General features: G+C 41.0%; 11 protein-coding genes and 1 pseudogene. 10 read left to right on the forward strand and 2 right to left on the reverse strand.

The features are described 5' to 3' along the window. Positions 1-824 precede the first annotated feature (824 nt). Positions 825-1,625 (forward strand): annotated as a pseudogene (locus BQ5321_RS25065) (cache domain-containing protein); the annotation flags it as partial. A gap of 123 nt (positions 1,626-1,748) precedes the next feature. Continuing rightward, complete coding sequence (locus tag BQ5321_RS25070; protein ID WP_407639273.1) at positions 1,749-2,567, forward strand: methyl-accepting chemotaxis protein; 819 nt, start codon at positions 1,749-1,751, stop codon at positions 2,565-2,567. A gap of 87 nt (positions 2,568-2,654) precedes the next feature. Here BQ5321_RS25070 and BQ5321_RS04820 read toward each other — a convergent pair whose 3' ends face one another. After that, on the reverse strand, positions 2,655-3,701 hold the full coding sequence (locus BQ5321_RS04820) for an FUSC family protein (RefSeq protein WP_071393442.1): 1,047 nt from the start codon (positions 3,699-3,701) through the stop codon (positions 2,655-2,657). Between the two features lie 924 nt (positions 3,702-4,625). Between BQ5321_RS04820 and BQ5321_RS04825 the strand changes: the two genes are divergently transcribed. The 4 genes from BQ5321_RS04825 to BQ5321_RS04835 all read left to right on the forward strand — a co-directional run bounded on the left by BQ5321_RS04825 (position 4,626) and on the right by BQ5321_RS04835 (position 8,837). Next, positions 4,626-5,492: an SPFH domain-containing protein gene (locus tag BQ5321_RS04825; protein ID WP_071393443.1), complete on the forward strand. Its 867-nt coding sequence runs from the start codon at positions 4,626-4,628 to the stop codon at positions 5,490-5,492. Between the two features lie 14 nt (positions 5,493-5,506). Beyond that, complete coding sequence (locus tag BQ5321_RS24365) at positions 5,507-5,659, forward strand: type II toxin-antitoxin system antitoxin (RefSeq protein ID WP_187143720.1); 153 nt, start codon at positions 5,507-5,509, stop codon at positions 5,657-5,659. Positions 5,660-5,904: 245 nt separating this feature from the next. After that, positions 5,905-6,309 (forward strand): hypothetical protein, encoded by a 405-nt coding sequence (locus BQ5321_RS04830; protein WP_071393444.1) that lies wholly within the window; start codon positions 5,905-5,907, stop codon positions 6,307-6,309. A 374-nt stretch (positions 6,310-6,683) separates the two neighbouring features. Next, a complete protein-coding gene (locus BQ5321_RS04835) occupies positions 6,684-8,837 on the forward strand; it encodes an S-layer homology domain-containing protein (RefSeq protein WP_071393445.1) in 2,154 nt (717 codons plus the stop codon). A 553-nt stretch (positions 8,838-9,390) separates the two neighbouring features. Here BQ5321_RS04835 and BQ5321_RS04840 read toward each other — a convergent pair. Then, positions 9,391-11,451 carry an LTA synthase family protein gene (locus BQ5321_RS04840; RefSeq protein ID WP_071393446.1) on the reverse strand — a complete coding sequence of 687 codons (2,061 nt, stop codon included), beginning with the start codon at positions 11,449-11,451 and terminating at the stop codon, positions 9,391-9,393. Between the two features lie 490 nt (positions 11,452-11,941). On the opposite strand from BQ5321_RS04840, the gene BQ5321_RS04845 reads away from it, so the two are divergent. The 4 genes from BQ5321_RS04845 (at position 11,942) to BQ5321_RS04860 (ending at position 16,868) form a co-directional block, all read left to right on the forward strand. After that, positions 11,942-13,324, forward strand: a complete 1,383-nt coding sequence (locus BQ5321_RS04845) for an S-layer homology domain-containing protein (protein WP_071393447.1) — start codon at positions 11,942-11,944, stop codon at positions 13,322-13,324. Between the two features lie 389 nt (positions 13,325-13,713). Further along, positions 13,714-14,712: a C40 family peptidase gene (locus tag BQ5321_RS04850; RefSeq protein WP_071393448.1), complete on the forward strand. Its 999-nt coding sequence runs from the start codon at positions 13,714-13,716 to the stop codon at positions 14,710-14,712. A gap of 382 nt (positions 14,713-15,094) precedes the next feature. Beyond that, on the forward strand, positions 15,095-16,036 hold the full coding sequence (locus BQ5321_RS04855) for an HD-GYP domain-containing protein (RefSeq protein WP_071393449.1): 942 nt from the start codon (positions 15,095-15,097) through the stop codon (positions 16,034-16,036). A 187-nt stretch (positions 16,037-16,223) separates the two neighbouring features. Next, complete coding sequence (locus BQ5321_RS04860; protein WP_071393450.1) at positions 16,224-16,868, forward strand: acetate uptake transporter; 645 nt, start codon at positions 16,224-16,226, stop codon at positions 16,866-16,868. Positions 16,869-16,941 lie beyond the last annotated feature (73 nt).

A 16,941-nucleotide genomic window follows, 5' to 3' on the forward strand; every position in this document is an offset into this window, starting at 1 on the left:
CATATGTTCCACCTTTAGTTTCTTATCGGGGAAGAATTAGTTAGCATCCCCTTGTTTGTAATAGCTTTTAGTTCGTTATAACGAACATTATAATTAAAAAATGCAATAATTTCCCATTAGATTAAATTATATTAAAATCTTCAAATATTTCAATAGATACGACAAAATACCCCAATAAATAACAATATTCAAAAGACTATTTTGGATTTTTGTGTAACCGTCACAATCTAAGAATTAAAGGTCACCTGTTAACCATTTATTTAACATAAAAGTTAATAGTCCTATTATTGAATTTTTTATGTCTGTTACAGGTGAAAATTTTAAAAAAGTGAACTTTATCGTTTTAAAAATAGTGAAAATATACTATATTCTAAATTGATACTCATTCATTTGACCTATTTTTACTTCATTCAGCAGAAGTCCTCCACTTCTACAAGTGGGGGATGAAAGCAAATGGTACTTCGATTCAGTGGAGGTTCAAACCCCGGCTGAATGAAGTTAAGCCTCCGGCGGATGTCTCGGATTTTTTTTAAGGTAGTTTATCGAGCGAGCTCAGGTAATCCGGACGCAAATTCGACGGGCGAATTTGATTAGATTCTTTTTATAAAGCAAGCTGTGTTAAAGCACAAGGCTGATTTTCAAGCAGGTTGATTGTAGTGGAAGGCACGCAGACTCCTGCAAGAGAAGCGAAACAGACGAGACCCCGCAGACACGTAGTGTCGAGGAGGCTCGGCGGTCGCCTGCGGAAAGCGAAGTGCCTGGAACGAAAATCAACACTCATGTTTAAAAGAAAAATAAATGAATTAAATGGGAGGGGATTTTGAATGAAGCTTAGTTCGTCCATAAAGGCAAAATTGATTGTCGTATCCGTTCTTATTTTAACGATCCCACTGGTAGTGCTTGGCTGGATTAGCTATCAGAAGAGTGCAGCTAGCTTAGATGAGCTAGGGAAAACCAATTTAAAAAACAGTGTCGAAATGACCATTGAGATGATGAATACTTTAAATGCCGAGGTAGAAAGTGGCTCCATCACATTAGAGGAAGCACAAAATCAAGTGAAAATCGCTATCCTCGGTGAAAAGCAGGAGGATGGCACAAGACCCATTAATCCTAACATTGATTTAGGGGAAAATGGTTATTTGTTTGTGCTGGATGCTGACGGTACAGAGCTGGCACATCCCAATGCAGAGGGGCAGAATATGTGGGAGGAAAAGGACCATAAAGGGGTGAAGTATGTCCAGGAAATTATTCAAGCTGGACATAATGGCGGGGAGTTTGTCTATTATGATTATCCATTACCCAATAACCCGGAGCAAATTGAAGCGAAAGTGACCTATTCTAAAACTGATGAGCATTGGGGCTGGGTGGTAACGGCAGGGACCTATATGCAGGATTTCAATAAAAGTGCCAAAGGCATCATTACGTCCATTCTGATTGTGATGGGGATAACGCTAGTAGTCGGGATTGTCATTATCTGGTACTTTGCCAATAGTATTTCGCGTCCTATTCAAAAGGTAGCGAAAAGGATGAATGAGCTGGCAGATGGAGATTTAACACAAGAGCCGATTGTCGTTCAAACAAAGGATGAAACGAGTGTACTTGCCAAATCGATGAATGAAATGCAAAACAAGCTGAAGGATATTCTCATAAGTATCTCGAAGGCCTCAAATGTGATGAGTACCCAAAGTGAGGCTTTGACACAGTCAGCCAATGAGGTGAGAGCAGGCTCTGAACAAATTGCCGTTACGATGCAGGAAATCGCGACAGGCTCGGAGACACAGGCCAATACCTCGAGTGAGTTAGCGACAGCGATGTCAATTTTTTCTGGCAAGGTCCAGGAAGCGGATGAGCAGAGTGAGCATATTCAAACAGCCTCCAATCAAGTACTGGATTTAACTAAAGAAGGTAGTCTGTTAATGGATGCTTCCACGAAGCAAATGATTAAAATTGACCACATCGTGAAGGATTCTGTTCAAAAGGTAAAGACTTTGGATATTCAGGCGCAGCAAATCTCAAAGCTCGTCGTTGTCATAAAGGATGTTGCAGATCAAACCAATCTTTTAGCCTTAAATGCGGCCATTGAAGCAGCGAGAGCAGGAGAGCATGGAAAGGGCTTTGCCGTGGTGGCGGATGAGGTGCGTAAGCTAGCTGAGCAAACGGGGTCATCTGTTAAGGATATCACAGGCATTGTTGCCGATATTCAAAATGGCTTTAATCTGGTAACAGAGTCGCTTCAGGCTGGCTATGGTGAGGTGGAAAAAGGCACCACTCAAATTGATACAACGAATAAGACCTTTAACGTCATCAGTTCCTCTGTGACACAAATGGGTGATAGTATCCATACCATCGCGGCCAATCTTTCGGATATTGCCGCGACGAGTGAGGAAATGAGCAGTTCAATACAGGAAATTGCCGCGACAGCGGAAGAATCAGCAGCAGGCATAGAACAAACCTCTGCCTCCATTCAGGAAACAACCAGCACGATGGAGGAAGTGACACGAAGCTCAAGAGATTTGTCAGAGCTGGCGGAGGAATTGGACCGAATGATACGGCGGTTTAAGCTGTAAGGGCGTAGAGTTTTAGGATGGAAGATTCTCGCGCTTCTTTGAAAAAAGTGGGTAAGGTATATATAACCTTGCCCACTTTTTTTGTGCTTAAGTATGTGAGGCTTCATGTACTCTTTCTTTATAGCTCATAAACTGCTCTACCAGCTGGTCTAAGCGGTCAATCTGATAGGCATAATGATAAATAGAAGAAGCAATTATCGTCAGCTGAATTTTATGCTGCTCCTGGTCATTTGCATAGACCTTTTCTAGAAAGGCCGTTGTTTCCTTCAGTCTGTCCTCTTCATGTCGGGCATCATCGAGCTTGATTTTTCCGTCAAATTTTAGCAAATAAAGCTCATGATGCTTGATTAACAGCTCGAGGTGCTGATCAAATAAGCGGTCATCCTCTTCTGTCGGCTTGCTTTTGAAGTAAAAGGAATCAATCTCTTCAAGAACGATAAACCCCTGCTGAAGCGATTTATACATTTGCCTAAAAACAACAATTTCCCGTAAATCAGCGTGATGAAGCTTGGCCATTTTTTCCCGTTCTTCATCAAATATTCGATATTGTTCCTCTAGTTTGGATAGATCCTTTTCCAGCTGTCTCATTTGCTGCTGGAAGGATTTTTCGTTCATTTCATCAGAAATCGCCGTCCGCACTAGAATAGAAAGACTTTGAAAAACGCTGTTTACCTTCTCGATGTACATTTTCTTAAAATTGGGCGGTGCAATGAAAATATTCACGACCAAGGCAGAGGTCATCCCAATAAAGGTTAGTGCAAAGCGCTGGAGGGCAAATAGCAAATCCTCGTTTCCGGGAGCGCTCATTATCGCAAGGACCGTGACTAATGTAAGCGAAATCGTATCCTCCATCTTAAGCTTAACCGTGATTCCGATGACAATCACCATGACAAGTCCAATGGAAAACGGGTCATTTCCTAGAAAATATAAACCTAAGAGGGCGAATACAGCACCGAGTAAATTGGTTTCTACTTGGTCTGCCACCTGCTTCCAGGTCCGGTATATCGACGGCTGAAGTGTGAAAATGGCAGCCATGCCGGCAAAGACGGCCGACTCTAGTTTGAATAAAGAACAAATATACAATGCTAATGTAACAGCAATTCCAGTTTTAATAACGCGTGGTCCAAGCTTCACGACACTAATTTCTCCTTTTCTTCCAAGTCAAGGTAATTTTACCATTTTTGAAGGGGGTAGAGCATTGAATTATGGAATAAAAGTAGACTGGTATTGGTTGATTTTTAGTATAGAGGAGTAGGGGGCGGCTCTGACGGAAAGATAGGAAATCGGTAAAGGGAAGTCAGAGGTAGGGGTTAGCTCTGACAGAAAAGTAGGAAACCGGTAAAGGGGTGTCAGAAGTAAGGGTCGGCTCTGACGGAAAGATAGGAAATCGGTAAAGGGAAGTCAGAGGTAGGGGTTAGCTCTGACAGAAAAGTAGGAAACCGGTAAAGGGGTGTCAGAAGTAAGGGTCAGCTCTGACAGAAAAATAGGAAACCGGTAAAGGGGTGTCAGAAGTAGGGGGCGGCTCTGACAGAAAAGTAGAAAACTAGGCAAGGGAAGTCGGAGGTAGGGCTCAGCTCTGACAGAAAAATAGGAAATCAGCAAGGGCATGTCAGAGGTAGGGCTCAGCTCTGACAGAAAAGTAGGAAATCAACAAGGGCATGTCAGAGGTAGGGCTCAGCTCTGACAAAAAAGTAGGAAACCAACAAGGGCATGTCAGAGGTAGGGCTCAGCTCTGACAAAAAAGTAGGAAACCAGCAAGGGCATGTCAGAGGTAGGGGTCAGCTCTGACAGAAAAATAGGAAATCAGCAAGGGCATGTCAGAGGTAGGGCTCAGCTCTGACAGAAAAGTAGGAAATCAGCAAGGGCATGTCAGAGGTAGGGCTCAGTTCTGACAGACTTGTACGAATTCGGTCTTGCTATGTCAGAGCAGAACCATACCACCCAATCAACCGTCCTCAAACCTCATCCTATCCACATTAGGCACCCTATTTCTTCACAAAACAATATCGATATGATATCATATTAGTATCAAAGGTATATCACAAGGAGTGACAAATTATGAAGGAAAAAGAAATGTTAAGGTGGAATGGGTTTGTCGGCTTGTTGTTCGTTATTGTATTGGCTGTTGGCATTGTGTTTTCAGTTAGATCGTTTGTGGTAGCTTCAAATCCTGTTGCATTTGTTTTAGCAATTGTTCTTTTTTTAGTGTTTCTTGTGGTTCTTACCGGCTTTACAATTATTCAGCCGAATCAATCGAAGGTATTTACCTTGTTTGGGAATTATTTAGGCGTAATAAAAAAAGAAGGCTTTTGGTTCACGGTTCCTTTGACCTCTCGCAGAACGGTTTCACTAAGAGTGATTAACTTTAATAGTGATAAGCTAAAGGTCAATGATCTCGAAGGGAATCCGATTGAAATTGCTGCGGTTGTGGTTTATAAGGTGTTTGATTCAGCGAAAGCGGTTTTTGATGTGGAGGATTATAAGGAGTTTGTTCATACACAAAGTGAGACAGGGCTTCGCCATATTGCCAGCCAGTATCCATACGATAATTTTAACAATGACTATGAAATATCCCTTCGTCAGCACTCTGATGAGGTAGGGGATGTTCTAACACAGGACCTCCAAAAAAGATTGCAGGTTGCCGGTGTTGAAATCATCGAGGCGAGAATTATGCACTTGGCTTATTCAAGTGAGATTGCTCATTCGATGCTGCAAAGACAGCAGGCAAGAGCCGTACTGGCAGCAAGAAAAGTGATTGTGGACGGGGCCGTATCGATGGTAAAATCAGCAATAGAGCAGCTTAGCCAGGAGCAGATTGTCGAGCTGGATGAAGAGAAAAAGGCGCAAATGGTCAATAATTTGATGGTGGCGTTAGTATCTGAAAAAGGAAATCAGCCGATTATTAATACAGGGTCAATATATTAAGGTTGTGAGTAGTTGTGGCTGAAAAAAAACGATTTTTACTGCGGATGGATCAAAAGACATACGACGCACTCGAAAAATGGGCGAGTGACGAGCTGCGAAGCGTCAACGCCCAAATTGAACTCTTATTAAAAAAAGCACTGAAAGACGCAGGCAGAACAAAAGAATAAGGACGCAGTAAGCGATGAAAAACCGATTGGCTAAAAATAACCAATCGGTTTTTCTGTGTTTCTCAATCTACCTTAATGGACCTTCTCCACATTTCTTTCTTATTCTTGGATGCAATGGCTTCATCGCCGATTGATTAGGCAATCAGCATTTCAATCCAAAAGGGCGATTTCAAAGTTTCTTGACCAGATATAGTACAAAGAATCCATCCGTGATACGATAAAGTCAAAAAAGGATACGACTGTATATGCGAACATTTTTATTTTGGCTGATGCAGCTGACCTGGGGAATAGGATTAAACGTAATTGGGGCAATCATTGCTCTTGGTTTGCTGGCCAAGGGCAGCAGGTTGAAAAGATTTGGCTATGCCCTCTATTGTGAGACTGGAAATCACTGGGGTGGCGTCAATTTTGGTGGGTTTTTCTTTGTGCAAAAGAATGCGAACCTGCAGCTGAAAAGTCATGAATACGGACATTGCTTTCAAAATTTAATGCTTGGTCCACTAATGCCGTTTTTAGTAACCATCCCCTCGGCAATAAGATATCATTATCGAAGCTACAAAAGAGCAAAAGGTTTTGCCCTGCCACCTTATGACAGCTTCTGGTGTGAAGGCTGGGCAACAAGGCTTGGAGTGAAATATTATCAGGAATGAATGAAAAAACGATAAAGTGATATTAAAGTTTCCAACGGACATTATTTCCCGGAAAATGACACGATTCGCTATGATGTCAAAATGTTAATCTATAGCAGGCTCGTCGGTCGCCTTAAGGTGCGCGAAGTGCCTGGAACGAAAATCAACACTCATGATAACAAAACAATAAAATTAGAAATAATTTTGTCATCTTAATTGTGAGGTAACTAACAATTGAAATACTCTGACATTTGCTATAATGAAATAGTAATAGAGTACGGGTTATTTTGGGCAATTTGGTTGAGGATGGAATGACTATCCACCAGATTCAATAAAGTTGTTGGGTAGCTATTCCAGTCGGTTAGAAAAAAACTTTTCTAATGGAGGGAAGTATTATGGCTAAACCAGCAACTTTTTTTTGGAAATGGGGGGCAGTGGCTGCCATTATTATGGCTGCGATATTATTGCTAGCGACGTCTGTTCAGGCAGCATCGTCCTTTACAGATGTATCAGAGCGGTACACGGCAGCCGTTGATTATCTTGTTGAAATGGACATAACAGACGGGTTTACGGAAACAGAGTTTGGAACACAGCAAATGATTAAACGGGTGGATGCGGCAGTTCTTTTAGCAAAAGCATTAAAACTGGAGATTTCAGATGATGCCCAATCTGGCTTCGCAGATGTACCGGCACGTGCCGAGCCTTATATTGCAGCATTAAGGGAAAAGGGAATTGTTCAAGGGAAGGACGACACGACCTTTGCCGCTCAGGACCATATCACTCGTGGTGAAATGGCCTTGATTCTGGCTAGGGGCTACAAGCTGCCTGCTTTAGAGAAAGAGCATCCGTTTGTTGATGTATCAGATCGTTATCGGGATGCAGTTTCCTCGCTATACCAATTTAAAATTACAATAGGGAAGACGGACACCACTTTCGCTACCCATGATAATTTAACCCGCGGGGAGTTCGCCCTTTTCCTATATCGATTATCCTCAGTCGAATTACCAGATTCGCAGGAGGTTATTAGTTTAAATGTGTTAGATTCCGGATTAACGGATGGCAGTATATCGATCGAAGAGCTATTGACCAATCAAGAACTATTGCTAATCACCTATGGTAAGGACGAGGGCTTTGAAAAAGGTGATACCATTAAATTGGGAACAGTGGACTTCAATCTTCTGACAAAGAAGTTAGACGCTGCAGCGGAGCTCGATGGTGGTAATATTTATACAGGCTTCAACGAAGAGTTTTTAAAAAAGCTGCAAGGTGGCCAGACGATTGAGTTAATTGCCACTATCGAGCGAGGGGCAACTGTCCTCGGTTCCACTTCCAAAGAAATTAAGCTTCCTGTCTATCCGTTAGTCATGCCTTCAATAGATGAGTCAAAATTCACGGCAGGAGAACTGGCCAATATTTTGTCAGGCGAGTTACCTTTAGAGATTGAAATCTCACCTGAAGGGCTTGAACAAATTGTACCAGGGAATACATTAACCCTTACCCTTGCAAGCGGGGAGCAAATGGAAGCCATCAAGATTGAGATTACAGCGGAGGATATTACGCAAGGGTATGTCAGTTATACATTTAAGGATAAAAAACTCATCCAAAGAGTATTAAAAGGGATTACTACTGGAAGTACGATTGAAATCACCCCCGTGCTTTCTGATAAGGATAGAACCCGAACAGGAGATAAGGTTCAATATGTGGTGTCTTCCGGTCTTTTAGCTAGTCTTGAGGACCTGATTGGTGGAATAGGGGAATTACCGGCTGACGGTGATGTTGTCAGCATAGCCTTGTTAAACGACGGCTTGATTGATGGCAGTATTTCGGTAGATGAATTATTGTCCAATCCTGAGCTTGTGCGTGTATCATTGCTGCCAGGGAGCGACCTTGCTATCGGTGATGTCGTCAAACTTGGGACAGATGATTTCAATCTGTTAACCCTCTCGCTCACAGAAGATGACCTCAACCGTGGCTTTGTCGATGTGGGAATAAGCACCGATTTATTAGTGACCTTGTCAGGCGGTGAAACGCTAGATTTAGTTGCGATTGTGGAGCGCGGAGAAGAGATTCTTGCCAGTGTAACAGAGAAGATTAAGCTGCCTATTTTTCCACTTGTTGAGCCGGTCATTGATGTGGTAAAAAACACACTAGGAGACCTATCGTATATATTGGCGGGAAAAAAAGCCCTCCAGGTGGGCATTGAACCAGAAGGTCTGGATCAATTAGATGCTGGGGATACCTTAATCTTAAGAATAAAGAGTAGGAGTCATACAGAAGAGGTTAGTATCACTATCACCCAAAGAGATATTGATAATGGGTATGTGAACTACACCTTTAAGAATAACGTCAATATCATTGAACGACTATTGGAAGGAGTGACAACCGGAAGCTCTATTGAAATCACGCCTGTGATGACGGATGGGGATCAGGTTGTTGAGGGTGAGCCAGCCACATACAAAATTACTAAAGGTCTTTTATCAAGTCTAAACGATCTTTTAGGTGGTCTGCTTGGCGGCTTACTTGGAGGATTGCTTGGTGGTTTATTTTAACTTCATTCAGCAATTGCTTTTTGCACCGAAAGCTTGCGACAGGAGCAGAAGTCCTCCACATCTACAAGAGGGAGATGAAGGCAAATGGTACTTCGATTCAGTGGGGGTTGAAACCCCTGCTGAATGAAGTTAAGCCTCCGGCGGATGTCATGGATTTTTTAAAGGTAGTTTATCGAGCGAGCTCGATAAAAATCCGGACGCAAATTCGATGGGCGAATTTGATTTAAAGGCTGTGTTAAAGTACATTGTTGATTTTTAGCAAGTTGATTGTAGTGGAAGGCACGAAGACTCCATCGGGAGAAGCGAGGCAGTCGAGACCCCGCAGACAGTAGTGTCGCGGAGGCTCGGCGGTCGCCCGCAGGAAAGCGAAGTGCCTGGAACGAAAAACAACACTCATGTTTAACATAACCTAATTAAAAGGGATAGCCAAGGTATTCAGTGAATAAGAAAGCTGCAAGGTTAGTATAGTTCCTATTGTATAAAAAGAGCCCGATTGGAGTGAGTCTCCAACGGGCTCTTACCTGTTGTCTAAAAATGCCGCATCATAAATCTGTTAATTGTCAGGAAACAAAGTCCCAAGACTATACTGCTTACCGATTAAGAGGTCATAGACAAGCAATCGATAGTCTGCAATTAATTGCTCCTGTTTTTCCGAAAGCTCGGTGATAAATTGCAGCTCCGGGTCTATTTTTAAATCTGATTTAAGGCCTGGAATTTCTTGTTTAACCTCTTCTAGAAATTGGAAGAAGGGGGGCTTTTCCAAGCCGCTTACATCATACACAATCGGTGCTAAATAATTCGGACTGACACTAGAAAGCTCCCTTTTCGCTGTTTCAAAGTTGGAATAAACGAGCAGCGGTGTTTCGGAATACAGCTGATTATCTTTTTTCTCATTAGAATCTCCAAAACCGGCTTCCTTGTAGATGGCCAAATCGGCACCAAGTATCGGAAGGTGGTCACCCCAAAAGACAATCACGGTCGGCTCCTCTAGCTGTTCCAGCTCATCCACCAGTATCTTAAGCGCCTTGTCTGCTTGGCGAATTCCTTCAGTATAGGACTCTAAGGTCGCTGTGGAGTCAGGGCTTAAACCGGATATTTGAATTTTATTATTCTCATAGGCACCAGGATTATAAGGCATATGATTCTGCATCGAAACCGCATGAATAAAGAGCGGCTCATCTGTTTCCTTGATCTGATCGAGGATTTCATAGGTCAGTGATTCATCAGATATCGTTCCTCCAGGTGTTTTGTCCTGATAGTTCATGGTTTCCATATCTAAAAATTCATCAAATCCGAAGATATCATAGACGACATTCCGCTTATAAAAGACCCTGTTAAAGGGATGGATGGCGAGCGCACGATATTCCTTTGATTTTAGATCGCTGACAATGGTCGGGATAAAGTTCTTTTTATCAATAATATCATGATAGGGTATACCTCCTTTTTTTAAAAAGGCTGTAGAAAACCCTGTTAAGGCTTCAAATTCAACATTGGCAGTAGCCGCGCCAAAAACGGGTGAAAGCAGTGCGCCTGATGAATGCTGGTTCATTAGTGAGTGAGTATATTTGAGCGGATTCCCGCTGAATTGGACGTCCAGCTTGGTAGGGTCCCAAAAGGATTCACTCATTAAATAAATAATATTGGGTTTTGAATCCGATGCCTTGCTGTCGGAGTCCTTTACATATTTATTTGCTGTATTCAACACCGTCTGTTTTGAATAATTCTCGGGTTTTTCCATGATGGTCATATTAAGATTGGACAAAAATCCAAACACAAACCCATTCACTTCATAGTTTTCAATTTGGTTCCATTTCACAATCTCGATGTTATGATTTTTGACAAAATCCTTCATAAACGTCTTCGGGAAATAGGTATAGGAGTACAGCATCGTGAGCGCTGTGACCAATAGAATTCCTCGCACCCAAAGCGGGATGGTGAGTTTCGGCAAGAACCTCACAAGAACAAACAGAACAATAAACAAGAATAGTATCAGGAGTATTTGGGAAACCGATATATATTCCGTCACCATCGGTATGACATCTTTTAAGGCTCCGAACTGTCTGTAGTCTGCCGGATAGAGCGGCTCAACCCTTAGATTTAGTTTGTGATAATGAATAAATCCTAAGGTCAATAAGACAAATCCGGTAAAAATGGAACTGACATAGAGATTCCCGATGAGGGCAAATGCCAGCAGTAAAATGAACAAGACATATAAGACGCCAGCCAGCATAATCCGCGTATTCTCCGTGATCCACTCAATCGTCAGTGCTGGATCCTTGAGGAATTGGAAATATTGAAAATAATAATTGATAAAAATAGAGGATGTAACTAAAAAAATGAAAATAAATGAATATTTGAATACGTGAAGGAACCATGGATATTCTTCCTCCACTTTATTCAGGATTTTAAGTTGAATTTTTACAAAAGCCAACTGAATGAGAAAGAGACTGAACAGGATGAAGGAAAATTTCTTTGTCGCCTCTTGCATCCAAAAGATAAAAGAGCCAATATTGAATTCATTTCCTGCCATCTTTATGACAAAAATTACGAAAAAGGCTATAATTCCATTCCAAGCTAACAAGCTAATGAATCGGTTAAACCGCTTTCTTTCCATACCACTAACAACCCCATTGACATTGATTCAATCCACTAAAAATTAAATATACGTGAACAGATATTATTTACAATAGTATAACTGCCAGCAGATATCAATTATGTTGGTGAAAAGGATCAATTTAGTAATAAAAGAAATTTTCTGATGGATTGAGTTTGGAGTCATTTGAAGGAGGAGTTGTATCTTGCGAAAACTATATTTTCAATAGAATAAGAGAAGGGTGATTCAATATAACTATTTTCCAAATAATGTTTATTTCGTACCTGTAAGGTCTGAATAGTCCGTGGAATGTGTATAATTCAAAAATATTTTAATAAAAAGTTTAAACAAATACTCTGAAATTTGTTATAATAAGATAGTAATAGAAGATATTGGTAATTTAAAGAAAGGAGTATAGTTTGATGTCGGAATCACTATTCACTAGGTCCTATTACATAAGCGTTGTGGATAGAGGTCCGGCTGACTAAATAATTATATGGAGGGAATTTCTATGGTTTATTCATCCAAAATCAATCGAATGTGGGTAACTGCCATTGCTGCCATTATGGCGGCAATATTGCTACTGGCAATACCAGTACAAGCGGCATCATCTTTTACGGATGTACCTGCCCGTTACAAGGATGCTGTTAATTATCTGGTGGACAATGAGATTACCCAAGGGTTGACAGAAACAGAATTCGGAACACATGAAATGATTAAAAGGGTAGACGCAGCAGTACTTTTGGCAAAGGCATTAAAATTAGAGATTGATAGCAGTGCTACGTCAGGGTTTGCGGATGTGCCGTCCCGTGCAGAGCCATATGTTGCTGCACTGCGTGCAAAAGGAATTGTAAATGGTAAAGATGATACCACTTTTGCCTCTCAAGATAATATTACACGTGGAGAAATGGCGTTAATCCTGGCTAGAGGCTATGAACTGCCAGTTTCTGAGGATGTTCTTCCATTTAATGATGTGGCTGATCGTTATAAAGAGGCGGTTGGATCTCTTTATAAATACAGAATTACGGTAGGGAAGACAGATACTACTTTTGCCACAACAGAAAATCTAACACGCGGTGAGTTTGCTTTATTCTTATATCGCTTAGCTAATTTGGAATTACCAGGAGATAAAGGCGTTATCGATCTAGAAGTATTAAATCCTGGTCTGATTGATGGCAGCATTTCGCTTGATGATTTATTATCCAACCCTGAGGTATTACGCGTCAAACTATTACCTGGAAGCGGACTTGCACTGGGTGATGTCATTAAGCTTGGAACCAATGATATGAATCTATTAACGGTATCATTAGAGCAAAATGATCTGGATAATGGATTTGTGGATTTAGCTTTAACGACAGATATTTTGAAAACCTTAACAGGCGGTAAGGCTCTTGATTTAGTTGCTGTTGTTGAAAGCGGCGAAGCAATTCTTGGTTCTGCAACAGAAACGATTAAACTGCCAATCCTGCCACTTGTTACTCCAGTTATTGATATAGCAAAAAATACTCTTGGCGACTTAGCTTATATTTTAGCTGGTGAAAAAGCGTTCCAGGTAGATATTAAAGCTGAGGGGCTTGAAAAGGTAAAAGCAGGCGATACGCTGAAGCTTACGATTACAACTGGAAGTAAGACAGAAACAGTCCAAACCACACTTGCAGCTGCAGATATCGAAAGAGGATATGTTACTTACACCTTTAATGATACGAATTTAATTCAAAGATTACTGGAAGGCATCACAACTGGAAGCACTCTTGTTATCACTCCTGAAATTACAGATGGTGCGACTACTGCAACAGGTGCTCCTGTTTCTTATCAGATTTCATCAGGTCTTTTAGGTGTCTTAGACGGACTACTAGGGGGATTACTTGGCGGAATATTGGATGGTCTGCTCTAAAGCGGGTATAGAAGAATCTGTCCATTTACTAGAATAATAGAAGGCGAAAGCTCTGTAGAGAGAATGAATCTCTGCAGGGCTTTTTACTATGTTATGAATTCGGTTGAGTTTCTACTATTTATATAGAAGAAACTCTTCTGTTGCTTCTGGAAGAATGTACCTGTCAATTAGATGAGCAGATTGCTTGCTTAAAGAATCTGCATGGTACTTGCTTTTTTCCTGCTTCTATTGAAAATTTTTATAATCTTGTAAATATTCATATGGTCTTGTAATGAAATAGTAAAATAAAAATCTCTTTTTATCTGATAGAATAATGTTACTGAAACATATCAACCATATTTTGATAATTTTCGAGTCGGAATGATAGAAAAAAGTAATGAGGTGGCAGCATGAGACAGCGTATTTCGCGCATTTTAATGATGGTTTTACTAATAGGAATTCTACCTTTTCAGTCCGTGTCAGCGGCAGGTACTCAGCAGGAGGATGTAATCCAAATCGCAAAAAACTACATTGGAGTTCCTTATGTATTTGGGGGCACGACTCCGAGTGGATTTGATTGCTCAGGATACATACGTTTTGTTTTTGAAAATGTAGGTATCAATCTTCCTAGAATATCTGCGGACCAATATAACGCTGGGACAAAGATTTCAAAGGCGGAGCTTCAGCCAGGCGATCTTGTTTTCTTTCAGAAAACCTATAATAAAGCAGGAATTACCCATTCAGGCATCTATATTGGAAACAATGAATTTATCAGTGCCACCAGCAGTAAAGGAATCAAAATAGATTCATTAAGCAGTTCATATTGGGGACCTAAATATTATGGAGCAACACGTGTCATTACGGGTAAGCCAGGTGAATTCAATGATGTAAGCGCAAGCAGTCCTTCGTATACGGCCATTGCAACGTTGAGCAAGCAGGGAATTATTCAAGGGTTTGAAGATGGTAATTTCCGTCCTGATGCAAATGTAACACGTGGACAAGCTGCTGCGATCATTAATAGAGTACTTAATAAGCAGCCGGCAAGCCTGAATTCCTTTAGTGATGTACCCTCGTCAAACCGGTTTGCGAAAGACATTGCTGTCATAAAGGAATTAGGTATTATTGATGGCTTCCCTGATGGTACCTTCCGTCCTAATGATAATATGACAAGAGCGCAGATGGCTGTAATTGTTGAAAGAGCCTTTAACCTGAAGGGTAAAACCTTTACAGCAGCCTCCCATCATCCATACAGTGATGTATCTCCTGATTACTGGGCACACGATGCCATTGTAACCATGAGCAATATCGATAGAACGACTGTGTTTGCCGGTGACCGCTACTACGCAACAAGCCAGGCTTCACGTGCTTTCTTTACAACTGCCATCTACAATGCAATGAACGTTCAATAGAAGAAGTTGAATAATGGATGAATATGAAACGACCCTCTGTATCGTTAACGGAGGGTCATTTTTTTGCTTTCGATTTTTATTTCGAAAGGTTGGATTCTCTTACTGGAAAAGATTACTTGTCTGAAAATAGTCTGTTTGATATCGTTTAATGTTAAACTATATTCATCACACTATTTAACTTCATTCAGCAAAAGTCCTCCACTTCTACAAGTGGGGGATGAATGCAGGTTGTACTTCGATTCAGTTGGGTTCAAACCGTGGCTGAATGAAGTTAAGTCACCGACGAGTCTTGCGATTTTTTAAAGGTAGTTTATCGAGCGAGCTCGATAAAAATCCGGACGCAAATTCGACGGGCGAATTTGATTCGAAAAGTGGAGGGACCATGATTAATCAACTAGTAAACCGGTGGATAGATAATCCTATATTCTTTCGTTATGGGTTCATTGTCTTATTGCTTTTTAGTGTTATATTGAACAGTATCCTTCTTCAAGGTGAAAGTAATACTTATATATTGTATATTTTTGTGACTTTGCTATTGGGAATCGGCTTCTATAACAAATCAACCCTGTTTCTAACCACTTTTACGATTATGGTGGTAGCCTGCAGGTTTTATTTAATACGCGATTCAGAATTAACAATAGCAACATTCCTTGTTCATCTTTTAACTTATCTGCTGATTACGGGGATTTCGGCTGGCTTAATGAAGTATTTGCATAAAGTCAAGGAAGAGCAGCTTGCCTTATCCACTACGCTCGCAAAAGCTCTCGATTCACGTGATACGTACACAAGGAATCATTCGGAAAGTGTAGCAAAGTATTCTATTGCTATAGCCCGAGAGATGAACCTGTCAAAGGAGCAGTGTAAGGCTGTACGAATTGGTGGACTGCTTCATGATATTGGAAAAATCGGGATACCGGAGCATATTTTAAAAAAGCCCGCCAAATTAACGGATGAAGAGTATGTCGTCATTAAAATGCATCCAACCATTGGCTATAAAATGATTGAACATGTTCAAGCATTTCGACAAAATGGTGTCTTGGATATTGTGCGATACCATCATGAAAGGTTTGATGGCAGGGGTTATCCACTAGGTATCAAAGGCAAGGAGATTCCTTTACTAGCTAGAATTGTGGCGGTAGCCGATGCTTTTGATGCGATGAGCTCTAAACGTGTGTATCGTGATCAACTTGCCTTGAAACACGCTTTGAACGAGATTCGTAAGAACAAGGGGTCGCAGTTTGATCCCGAAGTGGTCGATGCCTTTCTATGCTTGTTTGAGCAGGAGGGTAAAAAGGAAGAACAATTGAATCGAAAATTTGCTTGAAGCAGGGTGAGGTTATCCTGCTTTTTTTTATTGTGGCAGGAATAATAAAATAAAATTTCCGCTTTTTCAAGTGTCATGTATTTGTCATAATTCAACGGTAAAGTGCCATAATTAACTATCGACAAACAGGGACGATTTATGTATCTTTAGTAAGGCGTAAATGACTAAGGAGGAATTAGGAAGCAGCATGAATAATCAGAATCATACCTCAGTAAAAATAACAGTAGCAGACCCATCAGCATTAGGTCTTTTTGGCTTGGCAATGGTAACGCTTGTCGCATCATCACAGAAATTGGGTTTAACAGAAGGAACTTCGCTCATTCTACCTTGGGCTTTCTTTTTAGGTGGTCTTGCTCAATTAATAGCAGGCTGGTTGGATTCAAAGCATAATAATACCTTTGGAACAACGGCGTTCAGCGCATTTGGTTTGTTTTGGTTCGGTGTCGGAATGACCTGGCTGATTCAAATGGGTGCTTTTGGTGAAAGTTTGCTTGCCAATGCAGACCCTAAGCAGCTTGGTGTGGCATTCATCGGCTACTTAATCTTCAGTATTTTTATGACAATCGGCGCTATGGAAACACACAAGGTGTTATTCTTTATTTTCGTCTTAATTGATTGTTTATTTATTGGGTTATCCTTAAGTTCTTTCCATATTGCCTATGAATTTTCACATATGTTCGCAGCCATCTCAGAGCTGCTTATTGCTTTGCTTTCATTCTACGGCTCAGCAGCAGCGGTCTTAAATACTCACTTCGGTCAAGTGGTATTGCCGGTCGGAAAGCCTTTTGGTGTCTTCAAAAAACAACCACGCTCAGCGAGAAAAGTGGCATAGGTAATAGAGGGATCGAATTTCTTTAGATATTTCTAGTTGTGGTGGTTTTTGCATACTCCACATGTCACTGTGA

It is taken from the genome of Bacillus tuaregi (assembly GCF_900104575.1).
Classification (GTDB): domain Bacteria; phylum Bacillota; class Bacilli; order Bacillales; family Cytobacillaceae; genus Bacillus_BD; species Bacillus_BD tuaregi.